Annotated in this window: 20 protein-coding genes; 7 read left to right on the top strand and 13 right to left on the bottom strand. The window is 67.4% G+C overall.

Annotation, left to right across the window (positions count from 1 at the left end; genetic code table 11):
• Positions 1-45: 45 nt before the first annotated feature.
• Positions 46-876 (top strand): class I SAM-dependent methyltransferase, encoded by an 831-nt coding sequence (locus IE266_RS07455; protein WP_189679404.1) that lies wholly within the window; start codon positions 46-48, stop codon positions 874-876.
• 21 nt (positions 877-897) lie between these two features.
• Here the strand turns inward: IE266_RS07455 and cobT are convergent, their stop codons facing one another.
• Positions 898-2,772, bottom strand: a complete 1,875-nt coding sequence (gene cobT / locus IE266_RS07460) for a cobaltochelatase subunit CobT (protein WP_189679405.1) — start codon at positions 2,770-2,772, stop codon at positions 898-900.
• A 112-nt stretch (positions 2,773-2,884) separates the two neighbouring features.
• Entirely contained in the window at positions 2,885-3,205 is a 321-nt protein-coding gene (locus IE266_RS07465) for a winged helix-turn-helix transcriptional regulator (RefSeq protein WP_229863920.1), read from the bottom strand.
• Between the two features lie 191 nt (positions 3,206-3,396).
• Here IE266_RS07465 and IE266_RS07470 point away from each other — a divergent pair, with 191 nt between their 5' ends.
• Complete coding sequence (locus IE266_RS07470) at positions 3,397-4,005, top strand: NADPH-dependent FMN reductase (protein ID WP_189679407.1); 609 nt, start codon at positions 3,397-3,399, stop codon at positions 4,003-4,005.
• Positions 4,006-4,009: 4 nt separating this feature from the next.
• On the opposite strand, the gene IE266_RS07475 is transcribed toward IE266_RS07470, so the two are convergent.
• The 3 genes from IE266_RS07475 to cobS form a co-directional block, all read right to left on the bottom strand.
• Positions 4,010-4,693, bottom strand: a complete 684-nt coding sequence (locus IE266_RS07475) for an aspartate/glutamate racemase family protein (protein ID WP_189679408.1) — start codon at positions 4,691-4,693, stop codon at positions 4,010-4,012.
• 60 nt (positions 4,694-4,753) lie between these two features.
• Positions 4,754-5,128: a hypothetical protein gene (locus IE266_RS07480; protein WP_189679409.1), complete on the bottom strand. Its 375-nt coding sequence runs from the start codon at positions 5,126-5,128 to the stop codon at positions 4,754-4,756.
• A 136-nt stretch (positions 5,129-5,264) separates the two neighbouring features.
• Positions 5,265-6,251 (bottom strand): cobaltochelatase subunit CobS, encoded by a 987-nt coding sequence (gene cobS, locus IE266_RS07485; RefSeq protein ID WP_189679410.1) that lies wholly within the window; start codon positions 6,249-6,251, stop codon positions 5,265-5,267.
• 246 nt (positions 6,252-6,497) lie between these two features.
• Between cobS and IE266_RS07490 the strand changes: the two genes are divergently transcribed.
• From IE266_RS07490 to IE266_RS07505, 4 genes are all read left to right on the top strand, one after another.
• The gene (locus IE266_RS07490; RefSeq protein ID WP_189679411.1) at positions 6,498-7,052 is read left to right on the top strand and encodes a fasciclin domain-containing protein; all 555 of its coding nucleotides are present in this window, start codon (positions 6,498-6,500) and stop codon (positions 7,050-7,052) included.
• A gap of 181 nt (positions 7,053-7,233) precedes the next feature.
• Positions 7,234-8,646 carry a cytochrome ubiquinol oxidase subunit I gene (locus IE266_RS07495; RefSeq protein ID WP_308434573.1) on the top strand — a complete coding sequence of 471 codons (1,413 nt, stop codon included), beginning with the start codon at positions 7,234-7,236 and terminating at the stop codon, positions 8,644-8,646.
• The gene (gene cydB / locus IE266_RS07500) at positions 8,646-9,674 is read left to right on the top strand and encodes a cytochrome d ubiquinol oxidase subunit II (protein WP_189679412.1); all 1,029 of its coding nucleotides are present in this window, start codon (positions 8,646-8,648) and stop codon (positions 9,672-9,674) included. Before IE266_RS07495 ends, cydB begins: the two co-directional genes overlap by 1 nt.
• Positions 9,674-9,772 (top strand): DUF2474 domain-containing protein, encoded by a 99-nt coding sequence (locus tag IE266_RS07505; RefSeq protein WP_189679413.1) that lies wholly within the window; start codon positions 9,674-9,676, stop codon positions 9,770-9,772. Before cydB ends, IE266_RS07505 begins: the two co-directional genes overlap by 1 nt.
• 9 nt (positions 9,773-9,781) lie before the next feature.
• On the opposite strand, the gene IE266_RS07510 is transcribed toward IE266_RS07505, so the two are convergent.
• On the bottom strand, positions 9,782-10,408 hold the full coding sequence (locus IE266_RS07510) for a J domain-containing protein (RefSeq protein WP_189679414.1): 627 nt from the start codon (positions 10,406-10,408) through the stop codon (positions 9,782-9,784).
• 88 nt (positions 10,409-10,496) lie between these two features.
• Here IE266_RS07510 and IE266_RS07515 point away from each other — a divergent pair, with 88 nt between their 5' ends.
• Positions 10,497-10,772, top strand: coding sequence for a BolA family protein (locus IE266_RS07515; RefSeq protein WP_189679491.1), 276 nt, complete (start codon positions 10,497-10,499; stop codon positions 10,770-10,772).
• A 21-nt stretch (positions 10,773-10,793) separates the two neighbouring features.
• Here IE266_RS07515 and IE266_RS07520 read toward each other — a convergent pair whose 3' ends face one another.
• From IE266_RS07520 to IE266_RS07550, 7 genes are all read right to left on the bottom strand, one after another.
• A complete protein-coding gene (locus IE266_RS07520; RefSeq protein WP_189679415.1) occupies positions 10,794-11,333 on the bottom strand; it encodes a DUF4177 domain-containing protein in 540 nt (179 codons plus the stop codon).
• Positions 11,334-11,404: 71 nt separating this feature from the next.
• Positions 11,405-11,893, bottom strand: a complete 489-nt coding sequence (locus IE266_RS07525) for a thioesterase family protein (RefSeq protein ID WP_229863922.1) — start codon at positions 11,891-11,893, stop codon at positions 11,405-11,407.
• Complete coding sequence (gatB, locus tag IE266_RS07530) at positions 11,890-13,401, bottom strand: Asp-tRNA(Asn)/Glu-tRNA(Gln) amidotransferase subunit GatB (protein ID WP_189679416.1); 1,512 nt, start codon at positions 13,399-13,401, stop codon at positions 11,890-11,892. The genes IE266_RS07525 and gatB overlap by 4 nt, the downstream gene beginning before the upstream one ends.
• A gap of 70 nt (positions 13,402-13,471) precedes the next feature.
• Complete coding sequence (locus tag IE266_RS07535; RefSeq protein WP_189679417.1) at positions 13,472-14,764, bottom strand: hypothetical protein; 1,293 nt, start codon at positions 14,762-14,764, stop codon at positions 13,472-13,474.
• Between the two features lie 123 nt (positions 14,765-14,887).
• Complete coding sequence (locus tag IE266_RS07540; protein WP_189679418.1) at positions 14,888-15,745, bottom strand: metallophosphoesterase family protein; 858 nt, start codon at positions 15,743-15,745, stop codon at positions 14,888-14,890.
• On the bottom strand, positions 15,742-16,689 hold the full coding sequence (locus tag IE266_RS07545) for a diacylglycerol/lipid kinase family protein (RefSeq protein WP_189679419.1): 948 nt from the start codon (positions 16,687-16,689) through the stop codon (positions 15,742-15,744). The genes IE266_RS07540 and IE266_RS07545 overlap by 4 nt, the downstream gene beginning before the upstream one ends.
• 72 nt (positions 16,690-16,761) lie before the next feature.
• Positions 16,762-17,148 carry a cupin domain-containing protein gene (locus IE266_RS07550; protein ID WP_189679420.1) on the bottom strand — a complete coding sequence of 129 codons (387 nt, stop codon included), beginning with the start codon at positions 17,146-17,148 and terminating at the stop codon, positions 16,762-16,764.
• Positions 17,149-17,344: the final 196 nt, after the last annotated feature.

The following is a 17,344-nucleotide window of genomic DNA, read 5'->3' on the forward strand; positions in this document are numbered from 1 at the left end:
TTCAAGGGCAGATTCTTGCGCCGAACCGTGTTAGCCTGTCAGCCGATGACGGATGAGCGCAGCGAGACCTTCGCCGAACTCGAACGGCGGGAATGGGCGACCGAGACGGTCGCCGCCGGTTATGCGGCCGACTTTGCAAGGGCGGCGGACATGGCGGTACCGGCTCTGGTACAGGGCGCGGGGGCTGGGGCCGGAAAGGCGATCATCGACCTCTGCTGCGGCCATGGCAATGTCACGCGCGGGCTGCTGGAGACCGGGGCGCGGGTGACCGCGCTCGACTTCTCTCCGGCAATGCTGGCGCTGGCGCGGAGCAACGCGCCGGGCGCCGCGTTCATCGAGGGCGACGCGATGGACACCGGCCTTCCTGCGGGCGCATTCGACGGTGTGACGATGGGCTTCGGGATGCCGCATGTGCCCGATCCGCCGCGCACGATGGCCGAGGTCGCGCGCCTGCTGAAGCCCGGTGGGCGCTTTGCCTTTTCGGTCTGGTCGGGCCAGCCGGAGGGCAGCGCAATGGCCTATGTGTTCAAGGCGATCGGCGCGCATGGTGATCCGGCGGTCTCGCTGCCGCCTGGGCCGGGGGCTTCGGATTACGCCGACCCGGCGCGCGCCTTTCCGGCGCTGGAGGCGGCCGGGTTCCGCGATCCGGAACTGATCGAAGTGGCGAGCTTTTGGGAGGCCGAGGAGCCCGCGGCGGCCTACCTGTTTTTCCTGGAGGGGACCGCGCGGGGCGGTGCGCTGCTGCGGGCACAGCCGGCCGAGCGGGCAGAGGCGATCCGGCAGGCGGTCGTCGACGCGGTGCGGGCGCATCACGGCGATGGGCCGGTCTGGACGATCCCGATGCCCTGCGTGGTGATCTCGGCGACGCGCGGATAGGCGCGCCGCCCCGATGCCGGTTCACATCGCCTTGCGGATTCCCATGATCCGCGCCCTTGCGCGCGGGTCGTTGTCGAAGAGCGCGGCGAGCTGTTCGGTCATCGCGCCCGCCAGCTGCTCGACATCGGTGATCGTCACCGCGCGGTCATAGTAGCGGGTCACGTCGTGGCCGATGCCGATGGCGAGCAGTTCGACCAGCTTGCGCTTCTGCACCATGGCGATCACGTCGCGCAGGTGCTTTTCGAGGTAGTTGGCCGGGTTAACGCTGAGCGTCGAATCGTCGACCGGGGCGCCGTCGGAGATCACCATCAGGATCTTGCGCTGTTCGCGGCGGTTTATCATGCGCCGGTGCGCCCATTCCAGCGCCTCGCCGTCGATGTTCTCCTTCAGCAGCCCTTCCTTCATCATCAGGCCAAGGTTCGGCCGGGTCCGCCGCCAGGGGGCGTCGGCCGACTTGTAGATGATGTGGCGCAGGTCGTTGAGGCGGCCGGGCTGCTGCGGGCGACCATCGTTCAGCCAGGCCTCGCGGCTCTGACCGCCCTTCCAGGCGCGGGTGGTGAAGCCGAGGATCTCGACCTTGACCGAGCAACGTTCCAGCGTGCGCGCCAGCACGTCGGCGCAGATCGCGGCGATCGAGATGGGGCGCCCGCGCATCGAGCCCGAGTTGTCGAGCAGCAGCGTCACGATGGTGTCGCGGAACTCGGTATCCTTCTCGACCTTGAAGGAGAGCGGCGTGGTCGGGTTGGCGACCACGCGGGCAAGGCGGCCGGCATCGAGGATGCCTTCCTCGAGGTCGAAGAGCCAGCTGCGATTTTGCTGCGCCTGCAGCCGGCGCTGCAGCTTGTTGGCCAGCCGCGACACCGCGCCCTTGAGCGGTTCGAGCTGCTGGTCGAGATAGGCGCGCAGGCGTTCCAGCTCGGCCGGGTCGGCAAGATCCTCGGCGGCGATCTCCTCGTCGAACTCGGTGCGGAAGACCTTGTAAAGCGGGTCGGCATCGCTGACCGGGGGCGGCGGGGGCGGTTCCAGCGGGGCCTCGCCATCGGGCAACTCGGCCTCTTCGCCCATGTCCTGCTCGGCGAGGTCGTCTAGGCTGACCTGCGCCTCGGCCTGGTCGGCGGTGTCGTCCTGGCTGCGCTCGGGATCGGCGTCGGCGTCTTGGTCGTCGTCGCTGTCCTGGCCCGTGCTGTCGGGGTCCTGGTCGTCCTGCTGGTTCTCTTCGGCCTGGTCTTCCTGGTCGTCGCCGGCGTCGGGGTCGTCGCCCAGCTGGTCGCCGTACCCCAGATCCTTGATCACCTGCCGCGCCAGGCGCGAGAAAGCGGCCTGGTCGTGCAGCAGGGCGTTGACGTCGCCCAGCGTCTCGCCGGCCTCACCCTCGATGAAGCCGCGCCAGAGGTCCATCACGTTCTGCGCGCCACGCGGCAGGTCGCGGCCGGTGGCGAGGTGGCGGATCAGGTAGCCGGCAGCGGTCGCCAGTGGCGCCTCCGAGGTCTTGGTGATCTGGTCATAGCCCTTGCGCAGGGCGTCGTTGCCGATCTTGGCGTCGATGTTGCCGGCGGTGCCGGGCATGTCGCGCGCGCCCATCGCCTCGCAGCGGGCGGTTTCCATCGCCTCGTAGAGGTCGCGGGCCATGTCGCCGGGCGGGGCATAGCGCGCGTGGGTGGCGTCGTCGTGATACTTGCGGTGCATCGCCAGCGAATCCGCGGTGCCGCGCGCCAGCAGCACCTCCTCGCGGGTCATCCGGCGGCTGACCTGCGGCAGGCGCATGTTCTCGCCCGATAGCCCGGAAGGATCGACCGTATAGCTGATGTTCAGCTCGGGGTCGTCGGCCATGACCTTGGTGGCCTCGGCCAGCGCCTTCTTGAAGGGATCGGCGGGATTGTCAGAATGGGCGGCCATGACGGCTCCGGCAGTGGTGTTCGGGGTGGGAGCCTAAGCCCATTCTCGGGGCTTGGCCAGTCCACCGGGCAAGGATTATGCGCCTTTCGCCGGGCCTTTCACGCGCGCCCTTTCATTCGGGCGGGCGCGCGTCATAGGCGGCGCGGGCGGCGTCGATGCGGGCGATATTGGCAATCGTCCACTGCGCCAGCGCCTGGACCGGCACCAGAAGGCAGTGGCCAAGCTGTGTCAGCTCGTATTCGACCGAGACGGGGCGGGTCGGAATCACGGTGCGGCTGACGAAACCGTCGCGTTCGAGATTGCGCAGGGTGGCGGTCAGCATCTTCTGGCTGATGCCGCCGATTCCCTTCTTCAGCTCGTTGAAGCGCATCGGTCCTGGGCCGAGGTAGCTGACCACCAGCACCGACCACTTGTCACCGATGCGCGAGAGCATTTCCGAGACGACAGCGCAACTTGCGCCGTGAAGATGAGCGCGCGGGTTTTCTTCTGTGCCCATCTGCACAGGCGCTGTGTGCAGGAGAAGGGCGTTTTGGGCGGGTTTCAAAAAGGTGCCTCCTTGAGAAATTCGCGGGCACCATTTTATCCTAGGTTACCAACGGAAACCACCGGAAACTGGAGACAGACATGACCTCGCCCCGGATCGCCGTCATCATCGGCACCACCCGTCCCACCCGCTTCGGCCACAAGCCGGCCGAATGGATCAAGAGCAAGATCGAACAGGACGGCCGCATGAGCGCCGACATCCTCGACCTCGCCGAATACGACCTGCCGATGTTCGAGGAAATGGCCTCGAACAAGTGGATGCCCTCGAAGGATCCGAAGGCCGTCAAGTGGCAGGAAGACCTCGCCAAGTACGATGGCTATGTCTTCATCGTGGCCGAATACAACCACTCGATCTCGGGTGCGCTGAAGAACGCGCTCGACCAGGCTTTCGTCGAATGGGACAAGAAGCCGGCGGCCGTGGTCGGCTATGGCGGCACCGGCGCGGCCCGCGCGGTCGAGCACCTGCGCAACATCGCGGTCGAGCTGCGGATGGTGAACGTGGCCTCGGCCGTGCATATCGCTGGCGGCGAGCTGATGAAGGTGCACCCGCTGGGCGGCGTGCAGGACGGCAAGATCGAGGATATCGAGCCGGTGATCGGCCCCTCGGCCAAGGCGCTGGTGGACGAACTCTACTGGTGGGCCGACCTGCTGAAGGGCGCGCGCGCCGAAGCCCAGGCCAAGGCGGCCTGATCGCTCAGGGCAGGGATTTCCGGCCAGAGGCCAGGTCGGCGAGCAGGGCTACGTGAACGTCCAGCGCGTCGACCACCCTGTAGCCGGGATCCTGCCCGTCGAAGGCAAGGTTGAGGTCGGTGCCCGCAAGCACCACGGCCTCGGCCCCCAGATCGCGAACCATGCGCGCGCCGGCCTCCAGGAAGAGCGCGCGCATCTCGGGCGAACAGACGCCCGCCACGGCCATGTCTTGATAGGTCTGGCCAAGCATCTCGATCTCGTCATCCAGCGCCACGGCGCGCGTGCGGTTCAACTGCCCGTAAAGCCGGGTGCGCATGACCACGCGGGTGCCGAGCAGGCCGACGGTGCCGAGACCCTCCTCGGCGAAAAAGTCGTCCAGAGGGGCGACCGCCGAGACCAGCGGCAGCGACGACAGCGGCACCGTCTCGTCAAAGCAGAAATGCCCGCCGAGCGAGGTGATCGCGGCGCAATCGCAGCCGGCGCCTTTCAGCCGGTCGATCAGCCGCGCATAGATCGCCGCCTGTTCGGCGCGGTTGTCGGCGAGGTTGTTGCGGATCAGCTCCTGCACGTCGGCGTGCACGATGGTCAGTTCGAGCCGCTTGCCGCGCCGTGCCATCTCGGCCGTCAGCCGCTGGTAATAGACCACCGTGGCCGCCACCCCGATGCCGCCGATCAGACCGATATGCATGAGACCTCTCCCGCTGGGCGCGGCCAGATTGGCGCGCGCCGTCCGCGGGCGCAATCGTCTTCAGCCGAGGAGGAGCGCGTCGCAGGCGGCGATCTGAACCTCGACACGGCTTGCCGCGCGGGCGGCGTCGGCGGGGTCGTGGTTGAAGCTGACGCGGGTCAGCAGCCGGGCCATGGCGAACTTGGCGTCGATCCGGCGGGCGAGCACCTGTTCGCCGGTGCCCGGCGCCATCACCGAGAAAAGCAGCGCCTCCATCCGGCCGCGCCGCGCCTGGGTGGCGTCGGCATTGGCGTCGGAGAGCAGCCACTGGTGTTCCATAAGGGCCGAAAGCTGGCCGGTGCAGGTGGCGAAGGTGGAAACAAGGGGGTCCGTCCCTGCGGCGGCCATGCCGGGGGACATCAGCAACGCAAACAGAAGCGTTCTTTTTGTGCCCATGAATCCATCATCTACCCCAGAAAGACGCCTGTCAAACGGGCAGATTGAAAACTTTGAATCGAATGGAATGGGTGTGGCGAAAATGAAAACCCCCGCGCGATGGCGGGGGTTTCAGGGTAACCGTCTGAAACGTCTATTATCTCATGCTGGCCGAGGCGGCGCTTTCCGGGAGTTCCTCGTCGAAGCAGCGCTGGTAGAACTCGGCCACGGTCTGGCGTTCGAGTTCGTCGCATTTGTTGAGGAAGGACAGCCGGAAGGCATAGCCCGTGTTGCGGAAGATCTCGGCGTTCTGGGCCCAGGTGATCACGGTCCGCGGCGACATGACGGTCGAGAGGTCGCCGTTCATGAAGGCGGTGCGGGTCAGGTCGGCAAGCGTCACCATCTGGCTGACGGTGCGGCGGCCCTTCTCGTTGTTGTAATGCGGCGCCTTCGACAGCACGATGGCCACCTCGGCGTCATGGCTGAGGTAGTTCAGCGTGGCGACGAGCGACCAGCGGTCCATCTGCGCCTGGTTGATCTGCTGAACGCCGTGGTAGAGGCCGGTGGTGTCGCCCAGGCCGACGGTGTTCGAGGTCGCGAACAGGCGGAAATACTTGTTCGGCGTGATGATCTCGTTCTGGTCGAGCAGGGTCAGCTTGCCGTCATGCTCCAGCACGCGCTGGATCACGAACATCACGTCGGCGCGGCCGGCGTCGTATTCGTCGAAGACGATGGCGACGGGGTTGCGCAGCGCCCAGGGCAGGATGCCCTCGTGGAACTCGGTGACCTGCTTGCCGTCCTTGAGCTTGATCGCGTCCTTGCCGATCAGGTCGATGCGGGAGATGTGGCTGTCGAGGTTGACGCGCACGCAGGGCCAGTTCAGCCGGGCGGCGACCTGTTCGATATGGGTCGATTTGCCGGTGCCGTGATAGCCCTGGATCATCACCCGGCGGTTGTGGCTGAAGCCGGCGAGGATGGCGAGCGTGGTATCGGGGTCGAACTTGTAGGTCGGGTCGATCTCGGGCACGCGGTCGGTGCGCTCGGGAAATGCCTTGACCATCATCGGGGTGTCGATGCCGAAGACATCGTGCACCGAGATTTCCTCGGTCGGTTTCGCGTTGATGTCGGTTGCGCCGTCGGCCATGACCCTCGTCCCCTTACTGCATGTCCGACCGGTCGCCGGACCGTCACTTGCTGCACCATATCCCCGGCAAGGGCAAGAGGGTCGGCACGTCTGCGCGCGCTTAGCCCGGAAGCGGAGCGCGGCAATGCCTCGATCCTGAACTTAACGTGATGGGGTCAATCCTGTCGGGCTGAAACTCCCATGGGCGTTCCTGCGTGACTGGGGCACGTCCGGCAGGGTTGCCGGCGCCATGAACAGGAGAGTGACATGACCATTGCCAGAACCTTTGCGGCAGGCCTGATCGGCCTCACCATCGCCAGCGCTGCCGTTGCGGCCGAGAACCCGATGGTCGGCGGCGCGCCGATGTATGCCAGCAAGACCATTGTCGAAAATGCGGTGAACTCGAAGGATCACACCACCCTGGTCGCCGCCGTCAAGGCCGCCGGTCTGGTCGAGACGCTCTCGGGCAAGGGGCCGTTCACCGTCTTCGCGCCGACAAACGCGGCTTTCGACAAGCTGCAGAAGGGCACGGTGGAAACCCTGCTCAAGCCCGAGAACAAGGACATGCTGGTCAAGATCCTGACCTGCCACGTGGTGGCCGCCGACGCGATGTCGGACGCGATCGGCAAGATGATCATGGACGATGGCGGCAGCCATGACGTCAAGACGGTGGGCGGCTGCGTGTTCAAGGCCTCGATGAAAGGCGACGCCATCGTGCTGACCGACGAACGCGGGCGCACCGCCAAGGTGACCATCGCCGACGTCGACCAGTCGAACGGGGTCATCCATGTGATCGACACGGTTCTGCTGCCGGCGATGTAGTCTCCCGTCCTGCCGAAGGCCTCGTGCCGGCAGGAAGGACGCCCCCGCGCACCCGTCGCGGGGACGTCCCTGTCGGCCCGGCCCTCGCCCGCGCCGCGCGCATTGTCGCACCGCCCTTGCCCCGAGCAGATATCGGGTCAAGTCTGGCATGTGCAGAGTGCAGGCCAGCGAGGACCGAACGATGCAGGACGTGATGGGGCTGGACGCCCTTACCCTGGCGCGGATGCAGTTCGCCTTTACCGTCGCCTTCCACTTCATCTTTCCCGCCTTCACCATCGGCCTCGCGTCGTACCTCGCGGTGCTGAACGGGCTGTGGCTTTGGCACAAGGAAGAGCGCTACCTGCGCCTGTTCGCCTATTGGGTGAAGATCTTCGCCATTACCTTTGCCATGGGCGTGGTGTCGGGGATCGTCATGTCCTACCAGTTCGGCACCAACTGGTCGGTCTTCTCGGACCGGGCCGGGCCGGTGATCGGGCCGCTGATGGCCTACGAGGTGCTGACCGCCTTTTTCCTCGAAGCCGGTTTCCTTGGCATCATGCTGTTCGGGCGCGATAGGGTCGGGCCGGGGCTCCATATGTTCGCCTGCGTGATGGTGGCGGTGGGCACCGCGATCTCGGCAACCTGGATCCTGTCGGTGAACTCGTGGATGCAGACGCCGCAGGGTTTCGTGCTGGGCGAGAACGGGCAGTTCCTGCCAGCGGATTGGGTCGAGATCGTCTTCAACCCGTCGTTCCCCTATCGCCTCGCCCATGCTCTGACCGCGGCCTATCTGACCACCGCGCTGGTGGTCGGCGGGGTGGGGGCCTGGCATCACCTGCGCGGGCGGGGCGACAACGCGGCCGTGCGCACGATGTTCTCGATGGCGATGTGGATGGCGGCGGTGGTGGCGCCCTTGCAGATCGTGATCGGCGACATGCACGGGCTGAACACGCTGGAGCACCAGCCGGCCAAGGTGATGGCGATGGAGGGCCACTTCCAGAGCCACCCCGAGGGCGCGCCGCTGATCCTCTTCGGCCTGCCCGACCAGGAGGCGCAACAGATGCGCTATGCGGTCGAGATCCCCAAGCTCTCGTCGCTGATCCTCAAGCATGACCTGAACGCGCCACTGGCCGGGCTGGACACCGTGCCGCGGGACGAGCAGCCGCCGGTCGGCATCGTCTTCTGGGCCTTCCGGGTCATGGTGGGGCTGGGCTTTGCCATGCTGGGGCTGGGGCTCTGGTCGCTCTGGGCGCGCTGGCGCGGGCGGCTGCACGACAGCCAATGGCTGCACCGCGCGGCGCTGGTGATGGGGCCGACCGGCTTTGTCGCGGTGACGGCGGGCTGGATCACCACCGAGGTCGGTCGGCAGCCCTGGACCGTCTACGGGATGCTGCGCACCGCCGACTCGGTGGCGCCGCTGGCCGCCCCGGCGGTCGCGGCCTCGCTGTTGGCCTTCGTGGTGGTCTATTTCGCGGTCTTCGGGGCCGGGGTCTTCTACATCCTGCGGCTGATGGCCCATGCGCCGATGCCGGGCGAAAAGGGGGCCGAGGAGGAACCGGGACCGCTGCGCGCGGCAGGGCACGCGCCGGGTCTCATCACCGAGGAGGCGCAATGATGGAGAACCTGGCCGTCAGTTTCGACCTGACCGTTGTCTGGGCGCTGATCCTGGCGCTGGCGATCTTCATCTACGTCGTGCTCGACGGGTTCGACCTCGGGATCGGCATCCTCTACCCGCTGTTCCGCTCCAAACCGGAGCGCGACCTGATGATGAACTCGGTCGCGCCGGTCTGGGACGGCAACGAGACCTGGCTGGTGATGGGCGGCGGCGGCCTGATGGCGGCCTTTCCGATGGCCTATGCCATCCTGCTGCCGGCGCTCTATCCGCCGATCATCGCCATGCTGCTGGCGCTGATCTTCCGCGGCGTCGCCTTCGAGTTCCGCTGGCGCAGCGGCACGCGGGGCGAGCAGATCTTCTGGGATGGCGCCTTCATCGGCGGATCGGTGGTGGCGGCGCTGGCGCAGGGGATCATCCTGGGCGCGATCCTGCAGGGCGTGAAGGTCGATGGCCGGGCCTATGGCGGCGGCTGGTGGGACTGGCTGACACCCTTCACCCTGCTGACCGGCGCGGCGGTGGTCGCGGGCTATGCCTTCCTCGGGGCCTGCTGGCTCAACCTCAAGCTCGAGGGCGAGATCCAGGCGCGGGTGAAGCATTTCGCCCGCATCCTCGGGCTGGTGACGGTGGGCTTCATCGTGCTTATCAGCCTTGCCACGCCCTTCCTCGTGGGCATCTACTGGCAGCGCTGGTTCGCGTGGCCCGCGATCCTGTTCACCGCGCCCGTGCCGCTGGCGGTGGCCGCCCTGGCGCTGGCGCTGGCCCGCAGCCTGCTGCGCGAGGGGCGGGACTGGCTGCCCTTCGTGCTGGCGCTGGCGCTGTTCGGGCTGTGTTTCCTGGGCCTCGGCATCTCGATGTGGCCCTACGTGATTCCGCCGTCGGTGACCCTTTGGGAAGCCGCCGCGCCGGAGAAGAGCCAGGTCTTCATGCTGGTGGGCGCAGTGGTGCTGATCCCGCTGATCCTGGCCTATACCGGTTTTGCCTATTGGGTGTTCCGCGGCAAGCTCGACCCCGACCAGGGCTATCACTGATGTGGGGGCGGCGCCTGGCCTGGTTCGTGCTGCTCTGGCTGGGCGGCGTGGCCGCTGTGGGGCTGGTGGCGCTGGCGATCAGGGCGGTGCTGCTCTGAGACCGCCTCTCAGTCCTTGAAGTTGCGCGAAACCTTGATCTGGTCCCAGGCCCAGACCACCAGCTGGAGCTGTTCCTCCTGGCTGCGGTCGCCGCCGTTCATGTCGGGGTGCAGCACCTTGATGAGCGCCTTGTAGGCCTTGCGCACCTCGGCCTTGGTCGCGTTTTCGCTGGCGTCCAGGATCTCGATCGCGCGCCTCTCGGTCGGCGGCAGACGGCGGCCGCCCGCGGCGCGGCGGCCGGGGTTTTGGGTCGCATTGGCGCCGAGCACCTGCATCGGGTCCTCGATCCCGAGCCGGGCCCAGGCCCGCGCCTCGGGGTCGCCCATGGGGCGCGTGGTGCGCTCCCAGACCTTGTCCTTCGTCTGCTGGGCGTTGATCTCGGCTTCGGTGGTTCCGTCGAAGAAGTTCCACTTGAGATTGTATTCGCGGACATGCTGCTGGCAGAACCAGAAATAGTCGTCCAGCACGTCCGGCGCCTTGGGCGCGCGGTACTTGCCGGCCTCTTCGCAGCCTTCATGCTGGCACTGCCGGACCGAGGTCTCGGACGCACCCGTCATGCCCCGCCGCCCGCGCGGGTTCTTTTTCTTGGACGCGGAAACGGACATGTCGAATCCGAACGGGTCTGTCTTGGTCACGGCAGGATACCTCCGGGCGCATCTTTTCGACTCGGAGGCCAGAGTTTAGAGTAGTGGGCGACAGATTGAAGGGGGCGCAGTGACTTTTTTGGAAGAAAGCCGACAAGGCGGCGTAGCGGCGGAGATCCGCTCGCGACTTGAGCAGAATTTCGCGGTGACTCAGCTGGAAGTTGTGGACGATTCCGAGCGGCACCGCGGCCATGCCGGGTTCCGCGAGGGCGGCGAGAGCCATTTCAACGTGATGATCCGCGCGCCCGAACTGGGCGCGATGTCGCGCGTGGCGCGGCACCGGGCGGTTCATGCGGCGCTGGGGTCCGACCTGGTCGGCCGGATCCACGCGCTGGCGCTGGATATCGACGGCTGAGCGCCCGAGGGCGCCCGGCGATCAGTCGGGCGTCCGGTTGCGCGCGGTGAAGCGCATCACCTTCTCGATGCCGGTCTCGGGGCCCCTGGGCTCGGGCGGCGTGTCGTCTTCCTCGTCCTCATCGACCGAGCCCTGGCGGCTGGCGACCAGCGGCGGGGTGCGGCCGGCCGGCAGCTCCTCGGCCGCGCGCGCGCGCAGCGGCTCGCCCGAGTTGGCCGGGGCCGGGGCATGGCGCGCGGCGCCGCCCAGCGGCGGCAGGCCGGTCTCCGCGACCTGGCTGTGCAGCGGTTCGGGCCAGGAGGGCGCGAGGTTGGGCATCGCCCCGGCGTCGAGCGGACGGCGGAACACCAGCACGTTGCGCCAGTTGGTGGTGCTGCCGGTGAGGCCCGAACGCTCTTCGCTGGGCAGCAGTTCGGCGCGCAGGTATTCCCAGCCCTGGGCTCCCATCTCGTTCAGCACGGTTTCGATGGACACCGCGAAGCGGCCCTCGGGCGAGCGCACGCCCTTGGCCTTGGTCCCGCGCGAGGGCGCCGGGACGACCTTGTATTCGTATCTGGTCATTTTGACCCCAAACTCCAGTTCCGGCGCAGTCTAGCAGAGTTGCGGGGGCGAAAAAGCAAAAGCGTGTGGTCTCAGCCGTCGCGGGCCTGTTTCCGCCGGATGCCGATGCCCTGACCGGCGGCTTCGGGCCAGGGCAGGGCGGCGTGATCGGCCGCCATGGCCCGGATCCGGGCCAGGATGTCCTCGGGGAAGGGCGCGACGCGCGGGCCCGAGGCGTCGATCGACAGGTGCAGCGTCTCGCCCGTGGCGGCCAGCCAGCCGTCGACATGGCGCAGTTCCTGGAACGAGTGGATGCGCTTGTCGTCATGGTCGAGGATCTGGAAGGTCGAGGTGACCTGATCGCCCAGCTTCAGCTCGCGCAGGTAGCGCACCTGGAACGACCCGGCGAAGGTGGTCATGTTCCGTTCGGCCCGGTAGGCGTCGCCCAGGCCGAAGCCCTCCCAGACCTGGTCGACCGAGCGGTCGAACAGCACCGAGTAGAAGGCCATGTTGAGATGGCCGTTGTAGTCGATCCAGGAGGGATCGAGCGACATGGGGGCGGAGAGGAAGGGACCGCTCAAAGCCCCAGCTTCCGCGCCACGATCTCGTTCACCGCGGCCGGGTTGGCCTTGCCGCCGGTGGCCTTCATCACCTGGCCGACGAACCAGCCGGCGAGCTTGGGGTTCGCCTTGGCCTTCTCGACCTGCGCCGGATTGGCGGCAATCACCTCGTCCACTGCCGTCTCGATGGCGCCGGTGTCGGTGACCTGCTTCATGCCGCGGCTCTCGACGATCTCGGCCGGGTCGCCGCCCTCGGTGAAGACGATCTCGAACAGATCCTTGGCGATCTTGCCCGAGATGTCGCCCTTGGCGATCAGATCGAGGATGGTGCCGAGCTGGGCCGCGCTCATCGGGCTGTCGGAGAGCTCGTGGTTGTCCTTCTTGAGCCGTCCGAAAAGTTCGTTCAGCACCCAGTTGGCCGCCATCTTGCCGTCGCGGCCCTGCGCCACCGCCTCGAAATAGGCGGCGGTGTCGACCTCGGCGGTCAGCACGTTCGCGTCATAGTCGGTCAGGCCGTAGTCGGCCATGTAGCGCGCCTTGCGGGCGTCCGGCAGTTCCGGCATCGAGGCGGCGATGCCATCGACCCAGGCCTGCTCGATCTCCAGCGGCAGCAGGTCGGGGTCGGGGAAGTAGCGATAGTCATGCGCCTCTTCCTTGGACCGCATCGAGCGGGTCTCGCCCTTGTCCGGGTCGTAGAGGCGGGTTTCCTGTTCGACCTTGCCGCCCGCCTCGACAATGGCGATCTGGCGGCGTGCCTCGTATTCGATGGCCTGCTGAATGAAGCGCATCGAGTTCATGTTCTTGATCTCGCAGCGGGTGCCCAGATGCGAGAAATCCTGGGTCTCCTGGTATTTCTCGTACTGACCGACCCGGCAGACCGAGACGTTGACGTCGGCGCGCAGGTTGCCGTTCTGCATGTTGCCGTCGCAGGTGCCGAGATAGCGCAGGATCTGGCGCAGCTTGGTCACATAGGCCGCCGCCTCTTCGGGGCCGCGGATGTCGGGGCGGCTGACGATCTCCATCAGCGCCACGCCGGTGCGGTTGAAGTCGACGAAGGACATGTTCGGATCCATGTCGTGGATCGACTTGCCGGCATCCTGTTCAAGGTGAATGCGCTCGATCCGCACCAGGCGCGCGACGCCGGGGCCCATTTCGACCAGCACTTCGCCCTCGCCCACGATGGGGTGGTAGAGCTGGGAAATCTGATAGCCCTGCGGCAGGTCGGGATAGAAGTAGTTCTTGCGGTCGAAGGCCGACACCAGGTTGATCTCGGCCTTGAGGCCCAGCCCGGTGCGCACCGCCTGTTCGACGCAGAATTCGTTGATGACCGGCAGCATCCCCGGCATGGCCGCATCGACGAAGGCCACGTTCGAATTCGGCTCGGCGCCGAATTCGGTGGAGGCGCCGGAGAAGAGCTTGGCCCTGGACGAGACCTGGGCGTGGATTTCCATCCCGATCACCAGTTCCCAGTCGTGTTTTGCCCCGGCGATTACCTTGGGTTTCGGGGGTTCATAGGTCAGGTCCAGCATGGGGCGCCTCGTCCGGAAAGATACCGGGGCGTTCTAGGTCAGGCCCGCCTGATGGGCAAGGGGGCAGGGCCTAGACTGCCTTCGCGCGGCGGTCGAGGTGCAGGCCCTTGTCGGTGAAGGTCACCTTGTAGCCGCGCCCGATCTCGTCGCTGAATAGGTCGGCGATCACCCGCAGGGCAAAGTCGCGGCCGCGCGCGGCGAAGCGGTTGACCGAGGTCACGCGGGCGTTGTTGTCGAACCCGTCCGAGGCATGGGCCCAGATCAGCGGATGCACCTCGGTCATGTGGTCGCGGATCAGCCAGTTGGCGCAGTCGACGATGCGCTGGCGGTTGAAATCGGCCTGGTTGTCGCCCCCCGGCCCCTGCCGCATGGCCACGGCGCAATAGGCGGCCAGCAGGTTTACGGTTTCCTGGTCGGGGCGGCGCTCGACGATGTCGTGCAGCGCGTCGATGAAGAAATCGACGTCGACATGGGCGCAGGCCCCCTCGTCGAGCGCGATGGCGTCGAAATGGACCCAGGCATAGGCGCCCAGCCCCCAGATGTCGGCGGTGCGCGAGGCGGTGCGGCGCGCCTCGAGGTCGAGCTTGGCGTAATTGCCGAACCAGCGCGGCAGCATGTGATGGCCCAGGGCGCGCATGTGGCGCGGGTTGGTCGGGTCGAGGTCGATCAAGTCCTCGTAGCGGTCGGGCACCCGTATGTCGTGGCTGGTCTGGGTTGCCAGCATCGCGCAATGGGCCGAGGCGATCAACGGGCTGTTCAGTTCGATCCCGTCGAAGGGGGCGAGCAGGTCGACCGCGCGCTCGAAATGGGCCATGCAGCGGCTGCGGTTCAGCTTGGGGATGGTGGCGTCCCAGCCATTGCCGCGCCAGGCCCAGCCGATATCGACATGGGCGAGGGCGACGATCAGGTTGATCGCCGGGTTGTCGGGGAATTCGCGCCGCATCAGCTCCAGCGCTGTTACCCCTTCGAGGATCGCCTCCTCGTCGCAATTGCCGTCCATCAGCGCGTGTTCCGCGGCCAGCACCACGTCGGCACGGGCGCCGAAGGCGAGCAGTTCGGCGATGGGTGCGCCGCCCGGCGTCACCGCGCGGGCCTGGTCGGCGGCCCAGAGCTCCTCGGCCAGTTCGTCCCAGCGCTCCTGCCGGGCAAGATACTGGCCGCGGTCCTGGGCGCGGCGCACGGCCTCGGCATCGCGCGAGCTGTCGCAGACGGGGATCGAGAGGCAGTCCTCGGGGGGCACGGGCGGGGCGGGCAGGGCCAGGCGCGGGGGCGCGGCCTCTTCGCCCTGTCGCCGCAGAGTGGCGAGTCGGGCAACGATGCGGGCCAGCAGGTCGAAGAGGGCTTCGGTCATCCGGTCGGACATTTGTATCTGGCCTTGGTGCTCGATCTTGATTGCCGTCCTTCTGCGCGGGGTTTCGGGCCTAATGATGGCGGGTCGAAGAAATTCTTGGAGATTTCGTCGACCGACGGGTAGAGGGAAGGCGCCCTATCGGCCATTGGCCTGTCGGAACGGCAGCACATTGCCGGGGATTGCCTCCGGCTCCTCCTCGGCAACCCAGCCCTCGGGCCCCATCACGAAGCGGCGGCTTTCCGAGGCCTGGAACTGTCGCGCGCCTTCGGGCACGGCATGTCTGGTGACGGTGATGTGGTGGCCGCTGATCTCGAGCAGGTTGAAATCATTGGTGGTTCCGCGCAGCCGGGTGGAAAGGCCGGTGCCGGCGTGGACCTGCAGCACCGCACTGCGCCCCGGCGCCTGGGCAAAGGGCGCGGCGCGCCAGCTGTGCAGGTGGCCCGAGAGGATCACGTCGGTCTTGAGACGGGCCAGTTCCTCGATCGCCTCGGCGGCGCCGTGCATCGGCTTCTTAGGTTCGCCCGGCAGGTGTTCGAGCGGGTGATGCGCCACCACGATGCGCACCCGCCGGCCATGGGTGTCGCGAAAGGCCTGCCGCACGCGCCGCAGCGCCCGGCGGCGGAACCAGCCGCTCTGATGGGCGAGGTTGTTGACCGTGTTCACGCCGATCACGATCATCTCGTCGTCGGCGAAATCGGGCTCCAGCTGGCGGTCGATCCACTTGCGATAGCGCCGCCAGGGCCAGAAGACGCGGAAGATCAGGTTGTAGAGCGGCACGTCGTGGTTGCCCGGCACCGAAAGGGTCGGCGCGGCGATCCGGTCGATGAAGGCGCGCGCCTCGCGGAACTGGTCGTGCAGCGCGCGCTGGGTGAAATCGCCCGAGATGGCGACGAGGTCGGGGTTCAGCGCATTCACCCTGTCAACCAGCGGCTCCAGCAACTCGGGATTGTCGCGCCCGAAGTGGAGGTCGGAAAGATGGGCGATGCGTCTCACCTCAGGTCGTCCTTTCGCGCGTGGGGGGCGATAACGGTCAGCTCGTCCTCGATCGCCTGCAGTGTATAGGGCGCGCGCATCTTGCCGCGCTCGCCATCGCAGGCGATGTCGTAGGAGCGGCCGCTGTCGGTGATGGTGATCCGCTCGGCGGCGACCAGGTCGAAGTTCTGGTCCTTCTCGGCCAGGCCAAGCGCCAGCAGCACGGCGTTCCTCAACATCCCCCAGCGGCTGGTGTCGGGGGCGATGAACATGGCGAGCCGCCCGGCGGCGATATCCTCGCGCCCCTGCAGGCCGAGCTGTTCGAGTTGGAAGGCGTTGTTCACCGCGAAGATAAGCGGCGTGCGGCGTTCGCTCTTCTGGCCGGCGGCCTCGATCGTCAGGTGCAGCGGCTTGCGCAGGGTGACGAGGGCCACCAGCACCGACCAATAGGCGGCGAGTCGGCTGCGGCCCCACTTGCGGTAGACGTCCTCGCGGGTCTTGAGGATCGCCGGATAGGCGCCGAGGCTGGCGTTGTTGAGGAACAGCCGGTCGTTGATCGTCGCCACCCGCACCGGGCGGGCGGTGCCCTGGGTCAGCAGGGCGACGGCGGCGGGGATCTCCAGCGGGATGTCGAGCGAGCGGGCGAAGTAGTTGAAGGTGCCGAGCGGGATCACCCCCATCGTCACGCCGCTGCCGCGCAGGACGCTGGCGACCGCCGAGATGGTGCCGTCGCCGCCGGCGGCGACGATGGTGGCGAAGCCATCCTCCAGCGCGGCGCGGGCGGCGGGGAGGATGTCGGACCCCTTGTCCAGCACGCGCAGCTTCGCCTCGCGGCCCGAGGCGGCGAAGGCGGCGCGGATCTCTCCGGCGGCGGCCTCGGTGTCGTATTTGCCCGAGCCGCCGTTCAGCAGGACGCAGATGTCCTCCTGTTCGGCGCGGAACTGATGGGATGGCGCGAGCTGCATGGGTCCGTCCGCGTCGGCGATGGGTTTCATCATCTCCAACGCGGGGCGGGCGGGGTGGTTCCGCCGCGGCGGTCAGTCGAGGTCGGTCTGGATCCAGCGGGGGGAGTGGTGGATGTCGATGGTCTGCAGCCGTCCGGGGCCGAGGTTGACGAAGCGGTGCGGCACGCCTTTCGGGCCGAAGACCACCTCGCCGGCGGAGGCGTCGATCACCGCGTCGCCGACGAAGAAGCGGGCGTTGCCGGCGGTGACGACGAAGGTCTCGTCGTAGGGGTGGACATGCAGGCGCGGCCCTTCGCCAGGGGTGTCGTTGCCGTAGGCCAGCACCGTGACCGGGCTGCCGAGCGCCTCGCCGTTCAGCGAGCCGCGCCAGGGGGTGGCGGTTGCGTCGAAGAGGGGGGCCTTGGCGGCGGGGCGGCCGTCGGGCGGGGCGGAGGCCGGGTCGTAGTCGTTGCGGGCCATGGGGGTCTCGCGGGCTGGGGTCGGACGGGGGCACTGTCGGTCACGGCAGGGCATCGCGCAAGGCGTCCGGGGTGTCCCAGCTGGGACGGGGGGTCATGTTGCTGAAAAGGCTGGGTTTTTCGAGGGAGTGAATCCGGGACACGGATTCTGCGGGGCTTGGGCGCGTTTCGCAGGCGGGCTTCGGTGCGGAAATCGA

Origin of the sequence: Seohaeicola zhoushanensis, from assembly GCF_014656415.1 — a bacterium.
Taxonomy (GTDB): domain Bacteria; phylum Pseudomonadota; class Alphaproteobacteria; order Rhodobacterales; family Rhodobacteraceae; genus Seohaeicola_A; species Seohaeicola_A zhoushanensis.